Origin of the sequence: Bacillus sp. Nf3 (assembly GCF_003028545.1) — a bacterium.
Taxonomy (GTDB): domain Bacteria; phylum Bacillota; class Bacilli; order Bacillales; family Bacillaceae; genus Bacillus; species Bacillus safensis.
In genome coordinates this window covers 15,045-32,466 of sequence record NZ_PYUA01000002.1, presented here as the reverse complement: position 1 = coordinate 32,466, position 17,422 = coordinate 15,045, and the positions used below count along the sequence as shown (strand labels likewise).

Annotated in this window: 24 protein-coding genes; 9 read left to right on the top strand and 15 right to left on the bottom strand. The window is 41.7% G+C overall.

Annotated features, from left to right (window positions below; genetic code table 11):
- Positions 1-167 precede the first annotated feature (167 nt).
- Positions 168-1,754, top strand: coding sequence for a phosphoenolpyruvate carboxykinase (ATP) (pckA, locus tag C9414_RS04950; protein ID WP_047203525.1), 1,587 nt, complete (start codon positions 168-170; stop codon positions 1,752-1,754).
- A 42-nt stretch (positions 1,755-1,796) separates the two neighbouring features.
- Here pckA and C9414_RS04945 read toward each other — a convergent pair whose 3' ends face one another.
- The 6 genes from C9414_RS04945 to C9414_RS04920 are packed head-to-tail and all read right to left on the bottom strand — an operon-like array spanning position 1,797 to position 6,933.
- Entirely contained in the window at positions 1,797-2,039 is a 243-nt protein-coding gene (locus C9414_RS04945) for a DUF2584 domain-containing protein (protein ID WP_025092385.1), read from the bottom strand.
- A gap of 39 nt (positions 2,040-2,078) precedes the next feature.
- A complete protein-coding gene (locus C9414_RS04940; RefSeq protein WP_107163193.1) occupies positions 2,079-2,873 on the bottom strand; it encodes an alpha/beta hydrolase family protein in 795 nt (264 codons plus the stop codon).
- A gap of 26 nt (positions 2,874-2,899) precedes the next feature.
- Positions 2,900-4,381: a phytoene desaturase family protein gene (locus tag C9414_RS04935; RefSeq protein ID WP_107163192.1), complete on the bottom strand. Its 1,482-nt coding sequence runs from the start codon at positions 4,379-4,381 to the stop codon at positions 2,900-2,902.
- A complete protein-coding gene (locus C9414_RS04930) occupies positions 4,378-5,505 on the bottom strand; it encodes a glycosyltransferase family 2 protein (protein WP_107163191.1) in 1,128 nt (375 codons plus the stop codon). The genes C9414_RS04935 and C9414_RS04930 overlap by 4 nt, the downstream gene beginning before the upstream one ends.
- Entirely contained in the window at positions 5,490-6,236 is a 747-nt protein-coding gene (locus C9414_RS04925) for a lysophospholipid acyltransferase family protein (RefSeq protein WP_107163190.1), read from the bottom strand. The genes C9414_RS04930 and C9414_RS04925 overlap by 16 nt, the downstream gene beginning before the upstream one ends.
- Complete coding sequence (locus tag C9414_RS04920; RefSeq protein WP_107163189.1) at positions 6,205-6,933, bottom strand: carotenoid biosynthesis protein; 729 nt, start codon at positions 6,931-6,933, stop codon at positions 6,205-6,207. The genes C9414_RS04925 and C9414_RS04920 overlap by 32 nt, the downstream gene beginning before the upstream one ends.
- A 174-nt stretch (positions 6,934-7,107) precedes the next feature.
- Between C9414_RS04920 and C9414_RS04915 the strand changes: the two genes are divergently transcribed.
- From C9414_RS04915 to C9414_RS04905, 3 genes are read left to right on the top strand one after another with little or no spacing between them, the layout of a single operon-like run.
- Entirely contained in the window at positions 7,108-8,109 is a 1,002-nt protein-coding gene (locus tag C9414_RS04915) for an ABC transporter substrate-binding protein (protein WP_107163188.1), read from the top strand.
- A 15-nt stretch (positions 8,110-8,124) separates the two neighbouring features.
- The gene (locus C9414_RS04910; protein WP_047203532.1) at positions 8,125-8,895 is read left to right on the top strand and encodes an ABC transporter ATP-binding protein; all 771 of its coding nucleotides are present in this window, start codon (positions 8,125-8,127) and stop codon (positions 8,893-8,895) included.
- A gap of 34 nt (positions 8,896-8,929) precedes the next feature.
- On the top strand, positions 8,930-9,676 hold the full coding sequence (locus C9414_RS04905) for an ABC transporter permease (protein WP_369880184.1): 747 nt from the start codon (positions 8,930-8,932) through the stop codon (positions 9,674-9,676).
- 32 nt (positions 9,677-9,708) lie between these two features.
- On the opposite strand, the gene ytkD is transcribed toward C9414_RS04905, so the two are convergent.
- Positions 9,709-10,185, bottom strand: coding sequence for an RNA deprotection pyrophosphohydrolase (gene ytkD, locus C9414_RS04900; RefSeq protein WP_107163187.1), 477 nt, complete (start codon positions 10,183-10,185; stop codon positions 9,709-9,711).
- Between the two features lie 248 nt (positions 10,186-10,433).
- Between ytkD and C9414_RS04895 the strand changes: the two genes are divergently transcribed.
- Both C9414_RS04895 and C9414_RS04890 read left to right on the top strand, forming a co-directional pair.
- Positions 10,434-11,045: a TerD family protein gene (locus tag C9414_RS04895; RefSeq protein WP_258182571.1), complete on the top strand. Its 612-nt coding sequence runs from the start codon at positions 10,434-10,436 to the stop codon at positions 11,043-11,045.
- Positions 11,046-11,067: 22 nt separating this feature from the next.
- Positions 11,068-11,853, top strand: a complete 786-nt coding sequence (locus C9414_RS04890) for an AIM24 family protein (protein ID WP_039180879.1) — start codon at positions 11,068-11,070, stop codon at positions 11,851-11,853.
- 28 nt (positions 11,854-11,881) lie between these two features.
- Here the strand turns inward: C9414_RS04890 and C9414_RS04885 are convergent, their stop codons facing one another.
- The 4 genes from C9414_RS04885 to C9414_RS04870 form a co-directional block, all read right to left on the bottom strand.
- Complete coding sequence (locus C9414_RS04885) at positions 11,882-12,190, bottom strand: hypothetical protein (RefSeq protein ID WP_024425787.1); 309 nt, start codon at positions 12,188-12,190, stop codon at positions 11,882-11,884.
- A 44-nt stretch (positions 12,191-12,234) separates the two neighbouring features.
- Positions 12,235-12,639: a phage holin family protein gene (locus tag C9414_RS04880; protein ID WP_039180882.1), complete on the bottom strand. Its 405-nt coding sequence runs from the start codon at positions 12,637-12,639 to the stop codon at positions 12,235-12,237.
- 135 nt (positions 12,640-12,774) lie between these two features.
- On the bottom strand, positions 12,775-12,966 hold the full coding sequence (locus C9414_RS04875) for a hypothetical protein (protein ID WP_024424925.1): 192 nt from the start codon (positions 12,964-12,966) through the stop codon (positions 12,775-12,777).
- Positions 12,967-13,093: 127 nt separating this feature from the next.
- Positions 13,094-13,531 (bottom strand): Dps family protein, encoded by a 438-nt coding sequence (locus C9414_RS04870; protein ID WP_039180885.1) that lies wholly within the window; start codon positions 13,529-13,531, stop codon positions 13,094-13,096.
- Between the two features lie 131 nt (positions 13,532-13,662).
- Here C9414_RS04870 and ytzI point away from each other — a divergent pair, with 131 nt between their 5' ends.
- A complete protein-coding gene (gene ytzI / locus C9414_RS04865) occupies positions 13,663-13,809 on the top strand; it encodes a YtzI protein (protein ID WP_003217544.1) in 147 nt (48 codons plus the stop codon).
- A gap of 8 nt (positions 13,810-13,817) precedes the next feature.
- On the opposite strand, the gene C9414_RS04860 is transcribed toward ytzI, so the two are convergent.
- The gene (locus C9414_RS04860; protein WP_107163185.1) at positions 13,818-14,255 is read right to left on the bottom strand and encodes a FixH family protein; all 438 of its coding nucleotides are present in this window, start codon (positions 14,253-14,255) and stop codon (positions 13,818-13,820) included.
- Between the two features lie 118 nt (positions 14,256-14,373).
- Entirely contained in the window at positions 14,374-14,847 is a 474-nt protein-coding gene (locus C9414_RS04855) for an S-ribosylhomocysteine lyase (protein ID WP_003217624.1), read from the bottom strand.
- Between the two features lie 126 nt (positions 14,848-14,973).
- Between C9414_RS04855 and yidD the strand changes: the two genes are divergently transcribed.
- Positions 14,974-15,198 (top strand): membrane protein insertion efficiency factor YidD, encoded by a 225-nt coding sequence (gene yidD / locus C9414_RS04850; protein ID WP_041107381.1) that lies wholly within the window; start codon positions 14,974-14,976, stop codon positions 15,196-15,198.
- Position 15,199: 1 nt separating this feature from the next.
- Here the strand turns inward: yidD and C9414_RS04845 are convergent, their stop codons facing one another.
- A complete protein-coding gene (locus tag C9414_RS04845) occupies positions 15,200-15,766 on the bottom strand; it encodes a beta-class carbonic anhydrase (protein WP_024424929.1) in 567 nt (188 codons plus the stop codon).
- Positions 15,767-15,980: 214 nt separating this feature from the next.
- Between C9414_RS04845 and C9414_RS04840 the strand changes: the two genes are divergently transcribed.
- On the top strand, positions 15,981-16,964 hold the full coding sequence (locus tag C9414_RS04840) for a metal ABC transporter solute-binding protein, Zn/Mn family (protein WP_107163184.1): 984 nt from the start codon (positions 15,981-15,983) through the stop codon (positions 16,962-16,964).
- Between the two features lie 77 nt (positions 16,965-17,041).
- On the opposite strand, the gene C9414_RS04835 is transcribed toward C9414_RS04840, so the two are convergent.
- On the bottom strand, positions 17,042-17,284 hold the full coding sequence (locus C9414_RS04835) for a type B 50S ribosomal protein L31 (protein WP_034665302.1): 243 nt from the start codon (positions 17,282-17,284) through the stop codon (positions 17,042-17,044).
- Positions 17,285-17,422 lie beyond the last annotated feature (138 nt).

Sequence of the window (17,422 nt, the reverse complement as noted above, 5' to 3'; positions counted from 1 at the left end):
ATTATCTCCCTCTTTTTTCTCCTCATCATTAGCATCACCAAAAAGCATATTTTCATAGCAGAAATGAAAAAACACACACAAAAATTTTTAAATAGTATAGACTATTATTATTAATGTGTTATACTAATTGAAACAAACAAATTCAACGGTAAAGGAAGGGTTTTTTTATGAACTCAGTGGATTTAAAAGAAGATTTGCAGTCATTGCTCTCATTAGAAAATACGCACCAAAATTTATCTGTTCCGAAACTTGTTGAAAAGATTTTGGCACGTAATGAAGGCGTTTTAACATCAACAGGAGCTGTCCGCGCGACAACTGGAGCCTACACAGGACGTTCGCCTAAAGATAAATTTATCGTCAAAGAAGAAAGCTCTGAGCATAAAATCGATTGGGGTCAAGTAAACCAGCCGATCTCCAAAGAAGCATTTGACCGTTTATATACAAAGGTTGTGTCATACTTAAAAGAACGTGATGAACTATTCGTCTTTGAAGGGTTTGCAGGCGCTGATGAAAGATATCGTATGCCGATTACAGTTGTAAACGAATTCGCATGGCACAATCTTTTTGCCAAGCAGCTATTTATCAGACCTGACGGGTCAACACCTTCTTCAAACGAAAAACCTTTCACCATCTTATCTGCACCGCACTTCAAAGCAGATCCTGTAACAGATGGCACAAACTCTGAAACGTTTATCATCGTTTCTTTTGAAAAACGCACGATTCTTATCGGTGGAACAGAATATGCAGGAGAAATGAAAAAGTCCATTTTCTCTGTGATGAACTACCTGCTTCCTGAGCAAGATATTTTATCCATGCACTGCTCAGCAAACGTAGGTCAAGAAGGCGATGTAGCCTTATTCTTTGGACTTTCAGGTACTGGGAAAACGACGCTTTCTGCAAGCGCAAGCCGCAAGCTGATCGGAGACGATGAACACGGCTGGTCTGGCACAGGGGTCTTTAATATCGAGGGCGGATGCTATGCGAAATGTGTGAACTTAAGTGAAGAAAAAGAACCACAGATCTACAAAGCGATCAGCTTCGGATCTGTTCTTGAAAACGTTGTGCTTGATGAAGAAACACGTGAAGCGGATTACGATGATACATTCTTTACTGAAAATACACGCGCTGCTTACCCAATCGAAATGATTGATAACATCGTGAAACCAAGTATCGCAGGACATCCATCTGCCATTGTCTTCTTAACAGCTGATGCGTTTGGCGTATTACCTCCAATCAGCCGTTTAACAAAAGAACAGGCAATGTACCATTTCTTGAGCGGGTACACAAGTAAATTAGCTGGAACTGAGCGCGGTGTCACATCACCAGAAACGACATTCTCAACTTGCTTCGGTTCACCATTCCTCCCGCTTCCAGCTCACGTCTATGCTGAAATGCTCGGCAAAAAGATTGATGAGCACGGTGCTAAAGTATTCCTTGTGAATACAGGCTGGACTGGCGGAGGCTATGGTACAGGCAAACGAATGAATCTCGCTCATACAAGAGCAATGGTGCAGGCAGCAATCGAAGGTGACCTTGACAATGCTGAGATGATCACTGATGACATCTTCGGATTACACATCCCGCTTCATATTCCTGGTGTACCAGATGAAGTGCTTCAACCTGCTAAAACATGGGATGACCAAAAGGCTTATCAAGAAAAAGCACACTTCCTTGCCAATGAATTTAAAAAGAACTTCCAAAAATTCAGCCACGCGGCAAGTGACATTGAAGCCAAAGGCGGACCACTCGTATAACCAAATGAAAAAAGCTGAGGAGATTCAATCCCTCAGCTTTTTTTAGTTTGTTGAATGCAATGACACAAGGCGGTATGTCACCTTCGTGACATTGTCTGTCAGCTCTAGTTTTTCAACATGTGCTGTCCCTGTTTTTTCTCCGTCTTTCGTTTTGCGCACCTCAAGTGGAATATTTAATGGATAAATGCGGTATCCATCCTTCATGAGTTCAAATACATTTTCTTCAATTCTTGTCTCTTTTCCCTTTGTGACAATCATTGTATTAAATTCAACAGGCATTCCCATAATGAAAATCCCCCTACTTTCTATATTTCGTTATACTGCTTATTTTACCACATTTCCGCTTTTTCGGCTGTGCATCCATGTGGTCAGCCTTCTCACAATTTCTCGATTATGCTGCGGCGGAAAGTAGTGGTTGTATCCGTGGAAATACCATGTCTCCACGGACTTCCCGTGCTGGCGCAGCGCATCTTCTAACAAATACGCATGCTCAATCGATACATTTTGATCTTCTTCTCCGTGGATGATGAGGACAGGTGCTTCAATTTGATCCACATCATTTAAAGGGGTTCTGTTCTCATATGCCTCTGGCACCTTATGCGGCGGACCGCCAATCACACGCTTCATCATCCGTCTCATATCCACACGCTCTTCATAAGTAAGTTTCATGTCACTGACGCCTCCCCATGTGACAAAGGAAGCTGCCTCCTGTTTCATTTCAACAGCGGTCCAAATACCCATAATACCGCCTCGCGAAAAACCAAAGATATGAACGCGGTCCTTCTTCACTTTTTTGTGCTGCTTTAACAACTGAAAGGCAGCGAACGCATCTTTTCGATCTTCTCCGGCAAAATCTTCGTTCCCTTCGCCCCCCTGATTTCCTCGGTAAAAGGGAGCAAAGACGACAAAGCCCTGCGCGGCAAATTGCACAATCCGGCCAGGTCTGACCATCCCCACATTTTTAATGCCGCCTCGTAAGTACAAAAAGCCGTCGTAGAGACCTTCTCCGGCCGGCTCAGCGAGCAGCCCTTTCATCCGAAGCCCATCTGCCTCATAGGTCACTGTATATAAGTGAATATGCGGATGGGGCGACGGAAACCTTCTTTTTTCCACAATCACTCGATTTCTCTCCTTTTCATCTCTGTTTACGTCCATTGCTTCAGCATCGCTTCTGCGACAAGCTGGCCTGATTTTGTCACCATTGGCGTGCCGCCGCCTGGATGACTTGTTCCCCCAACAAACCAAAGCCCTTCAATGTCCTTTGACTGATTATTGATGCGAAAGAACGCCTGTTTGAACGAGTTTGAAGACATGCCATAAATGGCTCCACGATATGCCCCCGTTTTCTGCTGCAGATCGAGCGGGGTTTGAACCGCTTCATATTCGATCAGCTCATCCAAACCAAAAAGGCCTTTTTCCATTAATTTGTTTTTTACATGCTGACGATATGTCTCCTTTAGCATGTCCCAATCTTGCTCATTTGTCACATAAGGTGCATTGGCCAGTACAAACAGGTTGCTTCTTCCCGCTCCTCCGCTTAAAGCTGTTTCTGAATGACCTGAATAACATATGTAAAGCGTCGGATCTTGAGGCAGTTGTTTTTTCTGAAAAATATCCTTGAATTCTTGCTCATAATCCTCAGGGAAAAACACATTGTGATGAGCCAGCTGCTCATAGACTTTAGGTACACCTAATAAAAGAACAAAGCCAGACAACGACGGTTCAATACCAGCCAGTTTTTGATTTAAAAAACGAGGACGGTCTTTTTCATCTATAAGATGACGGTATACAGTCAGCGCATCTGCTCCTGCAATGACTTGATCTGCCTCATACATCTTCTGATCCGTCTCCACTCCTTTGATCCGCCGATCCTTCACATGAATCTTGTTCACTTGTTCATTGAGGTGAATCTGAACGCCTAATTCTTTTGCCAGTGTCTCAAATGCCTCAACTAAACGATATGTACCGCCTTGTATTCCATAAATCCCTTTCTCCCCTTCTAAATATGCCATCATGTTAAAAATAGCCGGCGCTTCGTAGGGAGAAGAGCCGATATAAGTGGCATACCGTCCAAACATCGCCAATGTATGGGGATGACGGAAATATTGACGCAGCAGGCGCTGAACGGATGTGAATGGTTTGACAGCAAGAAGTGCTTTCATCAACTTAAAATCCGCCTTATCCTTCCAGCTCAATAACAAACGATTTAAAAACTGCTCCTCTGCCTTTTGAAAAAACGTCTTTGATTCCTGTAAAAATGCACGGTATTGCTTCGCATCTTCAGGACTGAATGCAGCAATTTGTGATTCCATTTGCTCAATATTCGGCGTAAACTCGACCGTATGGCCATCTGAAAAAATATTTTTGGTCAGTGGAGAAATCGGATAGAAGGTCACATAATCCTCCATCCGTCTATGACAGGATGTAAACACTTCTTCAAAATATGCCTTCATTGTAATGGTACTCGGTCCTAAATCAAAAGAGTAGCCCGCTCCATGATGACGCTGCAATTTCCCGCCTAAAGCCGCTTCTTTTTCTAAAATAGTGACCTGAACCCCGCGTGACTGGAGATGGATCGCGGCTGATAATCCGCCAAGTCCGCCGCCGATGATGATCACTTTTTTCATTCGTACCTTCTCCCTTTCCATTCATACCCTTCTTTTTTCAGACCGATTTTCATAGAAGCAAAACCGATAGCAATCAGGCTTAAAATACTGAACGGCAATAAAAAAGCCATCGCAGATGTCCGCCCATTTTCAGTATCTATTGCCGCTTTAATCGACACACCTAGCCCATAGCAAAGGATCGCTAAGCATATGCTCAAAACATCCAGCTGAAACAATGCAATCATGAAACAAATGACAGGAACCAAATAAAGGAGGGTGTATAAACAAAAGACACTGCTTAACAAAGCAATGCTTCGATTCACACCTGGGAATAAATTTTTCCGGTAACCTTCCCAAACCTCTTGTCCACTCTCATACATTCTCATATACACAAATGGATGAATGCTTGCAAGTGTGAACGGAAAGCCTTTTTCCTTCACTCGTCTAGCCAAGGCCATATCATCAACTAGTGAATTCTTGATCGCTTCATGCCCGCCAATGTCGTGATAACAATTCTTTTCAATGGCAATAAAACCGCCATGTGCTGCGGCAAAAGCGGGATTCTTAGATTTTCTTACCCATTTCACTGGCAGATGACAGCCAATGGTAAACATCATCATAGGAACCACAAGATGCTCAAAAAATGTACCTGTTTTCTGTTCTGGAAAACCTGACAGCATGCCCGTTTTTTGCATGCATAACTGCTTGTACACTGATTCAACTGCCCCTTTTTTTAAACGGACATCCGCATCTAAAAATAGCAGCCAGTCAGAAGCAGCAGCTTCCGCGAGCTGAGAACAGGCATATGATTTACCAAGCCAGCCGCGCTTTAATGGTTGACCTGACTGGACACGGATCCACGGATATGTTTCTGCGAACCGCTCCACAATCGCTCTTGTCTGATCTGTCGAGTGATCATCAAGGACGATGAGCTCTTTCGGGTAAAGACGTTGATCAACGATCGACTGAAGACAGGCTTCGATCCGATTTTCCTCATTTCGCGCTGGAATCAGAATTGATAACGAAATAGGTTCACCCGGCGGAAAGGATGCTGGCTTTAAAACAGGAAGCTGCCTCATATTCCATATGGTGAAAATAAACTGACAGAGCAAGAGTACACTGATCACAGTTAGGAAGACCGCCATGTTTTCACCCACTTTTTAAAGGAATCAAACGCATCACTTGTTGACTGACTTGTCCTTGTCATCTGTCTAAATTCTTGATTAGTTGAAAAATCAGGATCTGCGATGACCTGTTCTTGATGTGCGTTTAGCTGCGTTTCAAGCAGATCTCTGAGCAGGTGCGTCACGTCCTTGCTTCGAAGTGCCCCGCCAGATACTAAGGTATCTTCCCCAAACAAAGCAGATACTGTCGGCTTTTGAAATTGATTAAATGTATAATGCAAGGTCACAGGCTTCACCACGACTTGCTCAAATTGTCTCACTAAAAATGAAGCCCCGCCCTCTAATTCAAGCGGCCGCATGTCCTGATGCATGATTTTCCCCTGCGGAAAAAGCCATACAGCCCCGCCAGCCTGCATGTTTTCTTTAGCCGTCATTAATGCTTGCTTTACACTTTTCAGATTCTCTTTCTGAACCGGAAAAGCTCCAAGCTTACGAAAAAAGGCATATTGCTTCAACTGCTTCTCTTCCATCATCATATAGTGATCGAGTTCGGACGCTTTTTCTGTTAAAAGAAAGAGGATGAGTCCATCCCACCATGAGCTATGATTGGCGATATAAAGAACAGGCAGCTTCTCGTTTGGGTCCACAGCGCCTTTCATCATCACGCAGCGAAAATGTTTATGAAGTAAATACCGCTCAAGATAAAGAGAAAATATACGTCTAAACGATCGGCTTTTGTCGCTTTCTTTCAAATTGAACCCTTCCTTCACACAAAATAACAATGATCAGTGCTAAATAAAAAATGACCTCGAGCCCGCCCTTTAATGCCAGCACACCAAAAAAGAACACCATTGCCTGATAAATACGGCTCGTCCAGCTCAAAGCCTTCTGATCAATCTGAACAAGCGGGAAGAGAAAGGAAAGTCCTGCTCCAATCATACCCCAGCTCACAAAATTCTCAAAAGGAATACCATAAAAACCACCGCCGTCATACCACACCCAAAATTTCCGTTCAGCCGCTACTGGATCTAATATGAGGTCAAGCAAGACAATCCATATCCCCGTTTCGACCGCTCGTTTCCATTTCGACTGCTGACTGGATAAAAAAAGACTGTTTAAAAACACACCAACCCATGCAAAAGCAATGGTTAAAGGTACCCCTGCCACTAGAAAACCTAATGCCGGATAATAGTCATAAACCCCAAAAGGAAACCCGGTTGTGATCCCAATCCATTCAACCGTAAATGTCAGTACGCCGACAATGGCTGCCCGTTTGATCACAATTCCCCATGATCCATAAATATTTCGCCCAATCTCTATCACACAGCAGGCATACAGCACAAGGAAAATGCCATTTGCAAACTGAAGCCATGCTGGCACCTCAAAAAAGACCATTAATATGAGCCCTACTAAATACCACCCAAGAAATACCCAACTCACTCTATACACGAAACCGCCCCTTTATTTCTTCCAAATTCAAGAAAGTATTCATGCTTCTAGTATAGAAAAAAAGACACGTTCTATAAATAAACAATGCGCTTCTTATTTTCATCTAGGCACTCACCAAAAATCCCTTTTGACATACTTTAATTAGTGATCTAGAACAAAGGAGGCGAATTACTCTTGAATCGTTCCATCAAAGTCAGACTGGCATTCATCGTCGTTGTCCTGCTCTTTATTCCATTTGTCGCCTGTAAAAAAGAACAAGAGCAGACCGTACAAGTAGCCGAGGTGACCCATTCGGTTTTTTATGCTCCGCTATATGTTGCCTTATCTGAGGACTTTTTCAAAGAAGAAGGGCTAGAGGTTGAATTAAAAACGACTTGGGGCGGCGATAAAACGATGACCGCTCTCTTATCCGGCGGTGCAGATATTGCCCTGACCGGATCTGAATCCTCTATCTATGTAGAGGCTCAAGACACAAAAGACTCTGTCATCAACTTTGCACAGCTGACACAAACAGACGGTACATTTCTTGTTTCAAGGGAGAAAGTGAGCGAATTCTCTTGGAATCAATTAAAAGGAAAAGACTTTCTTGGACAGCGGAAAGGCGGCATGCCGCAAATGGTCGGTGAATATGTCCTGAAAAAGGAAGGCATTGATGTAAAAAAGGATCTCCGCATGATTCAAAATATTGATTTTGCCAATATTTCAGGTGCTTTCTCCTCTGGAACTGGCGATTTTGTGCAGTTATTCGAACCGACAGCATCCTTAATTGAAAAAGAAGGCAAAGGGTACATCACCGCCTCCTTTGGAGAGGCTTCCGGAAAGGTGCCGTATACCACCTTCATGGCAAAGAAAAGTTACTTAGAGGAAAACAAAGAGACAGCAGAAGCCTTCACTCGTGCCATTTACAAAGCGCAGAAATGGGTGGAAGCCAAGCAGCCGGAGGAGATTGCCAAAACCATTCAATCTCATTTTCCTGACACAGAACTTGATGTCTTATCAACAGCCATTAAACGCTACAAACAGCAGGACTCCTATGCAACAGACCCCCTTCTGAATGAAGAGGAATGGAACAAATTGCAGGAAATTATGAAGGAGAGCGATGAATTGCCGAAATTTATCCCGTATAAACAACTTGTCGATTCATCCATTGCAAAGAAGGTCACAGAACATAAATAGAATAGGAGGTAGCACATGTCTTTCCTTCAAATTGACCATGTGACCCACACGTACTTCTCTTTAAAAGAAAAAACAACGGCCATACAGCACATCAATATGGAGATAGACCAAGGAGAATTTATCTCATTTATTGGTCCCAGTGGGTGCGGAAAAACCACCCTGCTGTCTATCATTGCAGGAATAACGCCGCCTTCTGAAGGCCGAATTTTAATCGAAGGAAAAGAACCGAATCAAAAGGAGCATCAAATCGGCTACATGCTCCAGCAGGATTATTTGTTCCCTTGGAAAACCATCAAGGAAAATATCATTCTCGGGTTGAAAATTACCAAACAAGATTCACATGAAGCCACCTCCGCCGCTCTTGGCTTACTGCCTAAGCTTGGCCTTCATGATGTAGAGGAAAAATACCCGAAAGAGCTGTCAGGCGGTATGAGGCAGCGTGCGGCTCTCGCCCGAACGCTTGCAGTGAATCCCGGTCTGCTTTTACTAGACGAACCCTTTTCAGCTCTAGACTACCAAACCAAACTAACATTAGAGGATCTCGTCTTTCATACACTCAAAGACTATCAAAAAACAGCGGTTCTTGTGACACATGACATTGGCGAAGCCATTGCGATGAGTGATCGCATTTTCTTATTCTCAAAGCATCCTGGCTCGATTCAGCGGATTTTTACCGTTCCAGAGGATCTGAGGACTCTTTCTCCTTTTAAAGCAAGACAGACCCAGAGTTTCCAAGAGCTCTTTCAAACGATTTGGAAGGAGCTGAAAACCGTTGAAACACAGTGACCTTTTACATGAAGCCTATCGCAAAAAATACCGAATGGAAAAGCGCATGACCCGAATCTATCAGTTCATTATTTTCGCCAGCTTCTTTTCGCTTTGGGAGCTTGCCAGTCATTTTCGTCTCATCGATCCACTGATATTTAGTTCACCATCAGCGGTCTGCCAATTGTTTATACAAAAAATATCCGATGGGTCTTTAGTGAATCATATGAGTATTACATTATTTGAAACGATGCTCGGATTTCTACTTGGTACCTTTTGCGGCATTTTGCTTGCTGCCGCCTTATGGTGGTCCACCCGCCTGGCAAACGTTCTTGATCCTTATTTAGTCATTTTAAATGCCATGCCAAAAGTTGCCCTCGCCCCGATTTTAATTGTTGCCCTTGGGCCTGGCATGATCAGCATCGTTGCCATGGGCGCAATCATTAGTGTAATCATTACGACGATCGTCATTTATACAGCCTTTCAAGAGGTCGATGAGAATTATTTAAAGGTGATGAAAACCTTTGGTGCGAAAAAAAGCGTCGTCTTTCGCGAGGTCATTTTGCCAGCTAGTATTCCAACGATGATTTCTGCGATCAAAGTCAATGTCGGCCTTTCTTGGGTTGGGGTTATTGTGGGGGAATTTCTTGTTTCCTCAAAAGGGCTCGGCTACATGATCATTTACGGCTTTCAAGTCTTCAACTTTACACTCGTGTTCTTAAGTCTTTTCATTATTGCTGTGTTTGCGACCATCATGTACCAGCTTGTGGAATGGCTCGAACGCCGTTTTCTTCAAAAATAAAAAAGCACAGGGAATGTTTCCCTGCGCTTTTTTTAACGAATCAAACCGTTTTTTTCTAAATAAGCAAGACTTTGTCTTAACACATCATCTTTCATAATAAAACTGAAATTCTTATTTTTTGCGATGGATCTTGGCAAGTCTGCGAAAAGAACGGGTCCTTTCGTTTCAAAATACGTGTCTTGCTTCACTAGCTTTTCAATATCAGCGAAATAAATATTCTTGACAATGACCTTTTCTCTGCCCAGTACCTGATATTGACCAATATACGTTAATTCACGAACAACAGCACCCGTCTCTTCTTGAATCTCCCGTATAGCGGCTTGGTCTGCTTCTTCATCGGGCTCAACTTTCCCTCCTGGAAACTCATAGCCCCGATCCTCATGTTCAGTGAGCAGCCATTTCCCTTGGTAGCGGCAGATGGCCCAAACATGCTTAGGATGACTTGAAAAAGGCTTCTCCTCAAAAGAGAGCTTGACCGTATTATGATAAAAGTCTTTAAATACATGCATGTGAAATCCCTCATATCCTGTCCTTGCTTCTTGTAAAACATCATACCACAGATCACATTTATCTGAAGAATTTTTATCAAAAGTGAAACAAACGAGTGGTTCCAACTCGTCTGTATCTAAAATGAGGTATTGTTGCTAAAACCTTTTTATCATCTCCAACTTCACCCAATTTTAATCATGAAACCTTTTATCCCTATATGACGTAAATGAATCAGTGTTTGTCCTATGACAACGAGGAGGAAATCAGCATGAGTATAAAAAATGGGTCAAAACAAGACGCACCCCATGAGGTGATCAAGAAACACCTCGTGAAAGGGCAAAAGTTTGATTTAACAAAAGACAATCCAGCGGTCGACCAAATTCATATCGGGCTTGGCTGGGACCTGGCCGGTCAGCCAATTGATTTAGATACGCAAGTGTTTCTTTTAAATGAAGAGGACAAACTGTTGTCTCCTAAGCATCTGATCTATTATCACCAGCAGCAAAGCTTAGACGGAGCTGTTCGTCATCTTGGTGATCATCAAGTTGGCGGAGGGTATCGAGACAATGAAATGATTATTATGCAATTAAGCAGAGTCTCACCTGATATTCATAAAATTGTCGTCACAGCCACAATACATGATGCACACGAACGCCAGCATCATTTTGGACAAGTCACTAATGCCTATGTGCGCCTTACTGATCAAATCTCGCAGCAAGAGATTTGTACCTTTCAGTTAACAGAAGATTATTCGTATTGTACATCCATTATATGCGCAGAACTCACGAGAGATCAGGAGGAATGGAAAATCACTGCGACCGGGCAAGGGACTACTCTAAATTTACATGATTTATGCCGCATCTATGGATTCACATCTTGACGCAGGAAAGGAGCCGGCACCCATGGGATTTCATTTCATCACAATAGAAGAACTTACCTTACAAGCAGAAGGCAGCGGAATCTTTTTTGCCAAAAAGGGCGCAATGATTGCCGATCAAGGAAGTTTCCAATACCGCAAGCGATTACTTGGAACGAATAAAGGAAATATGGTCAGCCAAGTATTTAACCATATCAGCAGGAAATTCACAGGTGAAAACCTTGAGATGATGGAAGTGAGTGGACAAGGTACTTGCTATCTGGCTGATTCAAGCGAGCATGTAACAGTGATTAATCTTGAGCCAAGCGGTCCTTGGCAGCATGTAAGTGTAGAAAGTGAAGATTTACTTGCCTTTACTGAGGAATGCCATTACGGCGTCACACCAGTAGGCGTTGGTATTTTATCGCAGAAAGGACTGTTTACATCAAAACTCTCTTATCAAGGGCACGGAGCGCAGGTTGCCATCAAAACGAATGGAAATCCGCTCATTTTAAAAGCCCCCTGCCGCGTAGACCCTGACGCAATTGTCGCTTGGACGGGCAAAGCACCAAAGGTCAAATTAGATGTGAACTGGAAAACTTTCATTGGACAAACATCTGGTGAATCCTATTTATTTGAGTTCCAAGAACAAGACCAAATTGTTATTATTCAGCCATCTGAGCGCACATCTGGCTTACGGGTTGGCTTAGATGATAATCGCTATAAGCCTCAGAGCCAAAGCTCCTCTCATGAATTCACCAATTCACAGCAAGAAAATAGAGGCGGCGGGATCACTGATCTGATCGGAGGCATTTTACAGCCGCGAAAATAAAGCATGTAGAGATTCTCTACATGCTTTTTCAATTCATCAAACCATTTGTCTCAATAAAGCTCCTTGTCTCTTCATTGCCGAGCTCATAAATCATTGTGTAAATCTCTTTTCTTTTTCTATCCATTTCATCATTTGGACTATCATAATGATATTCAAGAAAAGGAACATGTGCCCGAAAGAAGCCTTTCCAATCTGTCATATACTGTTCATCGAAATAGTCTCTCAGCTGCAAAATTTGATCATCATCTGCTTCTATTTGAAATTGCCAAGCCGCTGCATCTCTATGCTGCGATATCGATCCATCTTGTACGGATACATAGTAGGTGTGTCTCGCCATCTGAATCATCCTTTTTTCCTTTAGTATGACCAGATATGAGGAAATTACGGCTTTTTGCGCAATTTATTTTTCAACATGTCCAACACATCAATAAACAACTGTGGAATGGGAATTCCAAGGGCTCTGGCTGTCGAGACGATTTGGTAAGATTCATAAATTATATAAAAGATGATCGCTAAATCCTTAATCGTCCCATTTGTCTTCAGCATGACATCAAAGAAATGCGCCATCGATATTAAGGAAACTGTCACGATCTTTCGGACAAACCTTGTAAAAAACCGCTTCATTGTGAGCTGTCCAGTCAAAGATTCTCTTAGGCTTGAACAAATTAATTCAATAGCCATCAACGTTACTAAAATCATCAGTAAATATCCTGCTCCACCAAACAGAAAGCCCATCGCCGACAAACTCACTGTAACCAACGAAAAGATGCCTAAATCCTTGCTCACTTGGCATCAACATCCTTTCATAGTGGAACTCCTTACCTCAATAGTATATGCCGGATTTTCGCAATAGCTTGGACGACAAAAAATAAAGGCGCTGTCTTTTGACAAGAAAAAGCCGCCTTGCGCGGCGGCTACTTCCTAGACCCTAACATCAATAAAGCTTGCATCTGAATCCTTTGGCTGAACAGCTTGAGGCTGCTGCTGCACTTGATCCAGCATCACCATAGCTTGTGCTGTATTCGTAGCAAGCTGTGAATTCAACAAACTAATATTGAGTGTCTTTTGAATGCTCGCTACTTGCTGACTCATCATTCCTGCAATAGAAGACATCTTCTTCCCTCCCTTCTCTTTTCTCTTCGGCTGAAAGCCCTATGATTTCAATGGGCTGTCTGTCCCGATTCCAATAAAAAAAGAATGTCGATCGAATTATGACCGACATTCTTTTCCCATACGTGTATTATCCTAAATATGCTTTAAGCATCCAGTTGTGTTTTTCAATGGATTGATGAATCGCAAGCAGCATATCACCTGTTGTTTCATCGCCAACCTCTGCAGCCAGCTCCATTCCTTTCTTTAATTCCTCAGCGATATTGGAGAAATCATCATATAGATTTTTCACCATTTGCTCCGCTGATTCTTTGCCTTCTGCTTCTTGAATGCTTGAAATTTCTAAGCACTCTTTCATTGTCGCAACAGGCTGTCCATTTAAAGCAAGCATACGCTCAGCCAAATCATCAATATATGTAGCTGTTTCTGTATATAGTTCCTCAAATTTCTCATGGAGTGTAAAGAAATCTTTCCCTTTTACATACCAATGATAGTTATGTAATTTCACGTAAAGCACAGTCCAATCAGCTACTTGTTTATTGACAACGTTTAATAAATTTTCAGACATGTTTATTCCTCCTTATGTAATTGCGTTTAGTATGAGAATACCCTTTTCTTATTATACTGAAACCTGCCGTCAATTTCTTCTATTTTGACTGCATGAAATATATGTTAATATGGAAATAAGGAGGGAGTTAGATGCTGTTACTTGGGATTATCAGCTTTATCATTATCTCAATCGTTGTCTTTTTATCATTGTGGACGACATCGAAGGCTTATGAATATAAGCATAAAGTCGATTCACCACAAGATGCTGAACCAAACCAACGTCCTAATCCAAAATGAAACCGCTTTTAATGATGTGACGTTTCTTCATCTTCAGTAGATGAACTCTCTTTTTTCACCTCACCTACGTGGATGTTCGTTTTCGGCATATTATGCTGCTGTTTAGCTGTCACATGGACTTGTATGATATAAAGGCCATCTTTTTTGAAGGCTGTGTGCAATTCGTATACACCTTTGTTTTCTTTCTTTGGCTGAATCATCTTGCTGTTATCCTTGTCGCCATCTTTCCACACTTCAAATTGAACATCATCTGCATCATCAACAGGCGTATCACCGTATGTGACAGCTGCTTTTACTATAACGCTTTCATTTTTCTCCACTTGCTCAGGCACTGTAAGCTTTACTTCTAATAGCTCAGGCACTTCCCCTTTGCCGCTATTTGCTGCAGAGTTTCCACATGCACTTAATAACGTGAGCATCAGAATCATTCCCAACATTTTTCGCATCGTGCGTTTCCCCCTTCTTTTACTGACATGTCCATTTTAACAAATATCCCCTATTTTGACATCACTGTTGGAATTCAAATAAAAAACCGGACATCTAAATGTCCGGTTCATCATTCTATTAACCAAATACTTTTAAAAGCTCTTCTTGATCCTGAGAAAGCCAGAAACGCATTAAACGTTTTGCTCCTTCAAGATCATGAAGCTTCGCTTGGCCGCATTGCTCTTCGTTTGCAGCAGGAATTTCAGTTACTTCAACTGCATCCTTGAATGTTGCATCAAGAAGTTCAACGATTTCTTTTGGAGTTGGTGCACCACTGACAACTAAATAGTAGCCTGTCTGGCAGCCCATTGGAGAAATATCGATAATATCAAAATGATCATATTTCTCTGAGTGTGTTCTAATATTAAACGCAAGCAAATGCTCTAATGTATGAATCGTATCAGGTTTCATCGCCTGCTTGTTAGGCTGACAAAAACGAATATCAAATTTATTTACTTCCCCATCTGATCCCACTTTATGAACGCCGCAATGACGAACGTATGGCGCTTTTACAGCATTATGATCAAGTTCAAAGCTTTCAACTGAAGGCATAATCACCACTCCTATAATTGCAATTTCCTATATTATAACATATTTCTCCGACCAGTTTAGTTTATAAAACTTTCCTTCCTTGTCCTTTTTTCTTATACTGTGGAAGACAGACAAGGAGGAACCTCTATGAAACAAATTTTTATCGGCATGATACGCTTTTATCAAAAATGTATTTCCCCTCTGACACCGCCAAGCTGCCGGTTTTATCCAACATGCTCAAACTATGGACTAGAGGCGATCAAAACGCATGGCGCGATCAAGGGCGGCTGGCTGACCATAAAGCGAATTTTGAAATGTCATCCGCTTCACCCCGGCGGCATCGATCCTGTTCCGCCTAAAAAGGAAAAGTAACTTACTTTTCTTCATATCCGTTGACAACTAAGTCAAGCTTCCCTGTTCCAGGGTCAATGACAAGCCCATGTACAGGTACATCTGATGGAAGAAGCGGGTGATTTTTTACAACAGACACACTGTCCTTCACGCTCTCTTCAACTGAACTAAAGCTTTTGAGCCACTGTTTAAAATCAATTCCTGAGTATTCCAGTACTTCAATACGCTTTTCTGGAATACCACGCTCAACGGCTTTATTTAAAAGTGTTTGGCTATCAATTTTGCTCATCCCGCAATCATGATGCCCAATGACATATACCTCGTCAGCATTTAATTCGTAAACAGCAACTAAAATGCTTCGCATAATACTTCCAAATGGATGAGAAACAAGCGCTCCAGCACTTTTGACAATCTTAATATCGCCATTTTTCATGTTCATTGCACGCGGAAGCAGTTCAACAAGTCTTGTATCCATACACGATAGAATGACAGCTTTTTTCTGTGGAAACTTTGTTGTTGTAAATTCTTCGTATTTCTTTTCTTCAATAAATTGTTGATTATATTCGATGATTTCATCTAAAAGTTTCATACGTTTGTCCATTCCTTTATCTTTTTTTAAAAATAAATATAGCACAATGTAAGAAATTTCGTCACGTTTTGCAGCTTATTTTTTTAGAGGAAACATCTGCTGACGAAAATTTTTTATTTTCCTCTTTTCAAATCGTAATTATTACGATACAATAACTCAGGACATTAAATCGTAATCATTTCTATCTATTAGTTTGAGAGGAGACATTTTCTACATGAAAAAAATCTTTTTTATTTTAACAGCTGCTTTATTCGCAATCGGCCTTGCCGCGTGCTCAAGCAGTGCGGGCACTAATGCTTCAAAAGGAAAGGCAGACGGGAAACTAATCATTTACACCACGATCTTTCCAATCCAAGATTTCACTGAAAAAATCGGCGGCTCTCACGTTCATGCTCAGAGCGTGTATCCTGCCAATGCAGATGCACACAGTTTTGAACCAAGTTCGAAAACGATGGTTGAAATGGCTGAAGGTGATGCCTTTATCTACAGCGGCACAGGAGCTGAAGCATTCGCAGACAAAACTGCTGCCACATTAAAAGACCAAGGTGTGAAAACAGTCAAAGCAGCCGAAGGCATCAAATTGTTATCGACAAATGAAGAACATGCACATGAAGAAGGCGAAGATCACGATCATGAAGGTGAAGACCACGACCATGACGGGCACGATCACGGAGATAAAGACCCTCATGCATGGTTAGACCCAGTTTATGCGCAGCAAATGGCGAAAAACATTAAAGACACACTCGTCTCATTAGATCCAGATCATAAAAAAGAATACACAAAAAACTATGAAAATCTAAAAAAAGATTTACAATCCCTAGATCAAGAATTCAAAACAACGTTATCTAAAGCCAAACATAAAGAAATTCTTGTTTCTCACGCAGCTTATGGTTATTGGGAAAAGCGCTATGGCATTGAGCAAATCAGCGTTTTAGGATTATCTGCTTCCGAAGAGCCATCACAAAAGCAGCTCGAAAACATTGTACAAAAAGCAGAAAAGTATCACATTCAATACGTTATTTTTGAAAACAACGTCAGCAGCAAAGTATCAGATACGATCCGCAGTGAAATTGGGGCAAAAAGCTTAACCCTTAAAAATCTAGAATCCATTACTGAAGATGATGCCAAAAATGGCGAAAGCTACGTCAGCTTAATGAAACAAAACTTAAAGACCTTAAACACCGCTTTAAATGATTAATGTTTTGAACCCCGGGCTTTATCAGCCGGGGTTTTTTGCTGTAAAAAAGCACACCGTTATCAGGCGTGCTTTTTTGATTACATTTGATATTTTTTCTTAAACAGCTCGGCTCTTCCGCCTTTTTCTCCGAATTTTTGGCGTCCTGTATAAAAAGGATGCGTATCAGAGCTTGTTTCTACTTTAATGACAGGATACGTTTTCCCATCTTCCCACTCTACTGTCTCATTTGATGTCTTTGTTGATTTACTCAAGAAGCGGTAACCGCTGTTTACGTCCATAAATACAACTTCATGTGAGGTTGGATGAATATCTCTTTTCAATGTCAAAACTCCTTTCGTTATCAAAACGTAATGATTACGTTTTATAATTATATTCTACTCCCTCTTATACAACTTGTCAAAAAACAAGCTTTCTTAGTCAGGAAGAATAATCTAAAAATGGTTGAGAATAATAAGCAT

Excerpts from the sequence above, each read along its gene's own strand:
- pckA (WP_047203525.1), top strand. The coding sequence starts at position 168 with ATGAACTCAGTGGATTTAAAAGAAGATTTGCAGTCATTGCTCTCATTA.
- C9414_RS04945 (WP_025092385.1), bottom strand. The coding sequence starts at position 2,039 with ATGGGAATGCCTGTTGAATTTAATACAATGATTGTCACAAAGGGAAAA.
- C9414_RS04935 (WP_107163192.1), bottom strand. The coding sequence starts at position 4,381 with ATGAAAAAAGTGATCATCATCGGCGGCGGACTTGGCGGATTATCAGCC.
- C9414_RS04930 (WP_107163191.1), bottom strand. The coding sequence starts at position 5,505 with ATGGCGGTCTTCCTAACTGTGATCAGTGTACTCTTGCTCTGTCAGTTT.
- C9414_RS04910 (WP_047203532.1), top strand. The coding sequence starts at position 8,125 with ATGTCTTTCCTTCAAATTGACCATGTGACCCACACGTACTTCTCTTTA.
- C9414_RS04905 (WP_369880184.1), top strand. The coding sequence starts at position 8,930 with ATGGAAAAGCGCATGACCCGAATCTATCAGTTCATTATTTTCGCCAGC.
- ytkD (WP_107163187.1), bottom strand. The coding sequence starts at position 10,185 with ATGCATGTATTTAAAGACTTTTATCATAATACGGTCAAGCTCTCTTTT.
- C9414_RS04895 (WP_258182571.1), top strand. The coding sequence starts at position 10,434 with ATGAGTATAAAAAATGGGTCAAAACAAGACGCACCCCATGAGGTGATC.
- C9414_RS04890 (WP_039180879.1), top strand. The coding sequence starts at position 11,068 with ATGGGATTTCATTTCATCACAATAGAAGAACTTACCTTACAAGCAGAA.
- C9414_RS04885 (WP_024425787.1), bottom strand. The coding sequence starts at position 12,190 with ATGGCGAGACACACCTACTATGTATCCGTACAAGATGGATCGATATCG.
- C9414_RS04875 (WP_024424925.1), bottom strand. The coding sequence starts at position 12,966 with ATGTCTTCTATTGCAGGAATGATGAGTCAGCAAGTAGCGAGCATTCAA.
- C9414_RS04870 (WP_039180885.1), bottom strand. The coding sequence starts at position 13,531 with ATGTCTGAAAATTTATTAAACGTTGTCAATAAACAAGTAGCTGATTGG.
- ytzI (WP_003217544.1), top strand. The coding sequence starts at position 13,663 with ATGCTGTTACTTGGGATTATCAGCTTTATCATTATCTCAATCGTTGTC.
- C9414_RS04860 (WP_107163185.1), bottom strand. The coding sequence starts at position 14,255 with ATGCGAAAAATGTTGGGAATGATTCTGATGCTCACGTTATTAAGTGCA.
- C9414_RS04855 (WP_003217624.1), bottom strand. The coding sequence starts at position 14,847 with ATGCCTTCAGTTGAAAGCTTTGAACTTGATCATAATGCTGTAAAAGCG.
- yidD (WP_041107381.1), top strand. The coding sequence starts at position 14,974 with ATGAAACAAATTTTTATCGGCATGATACGCTTTTATCAAAAATGTATT.
- C9414_RS04845 (WP_024424929.1), bottom strand. The coding sequence starts at position 15,766 with ATGAAACTTTTAGATGAAATCATCGAATATAATCAACAATTTATTGAA.
- C9414_RS04840 (WP_107163184.1), top strand. The coding sequence starts at position 15,981 with ATGAAAAAAATCTTTTTTATTTTAACAGCTGCTTTATTCGCAATCGGC.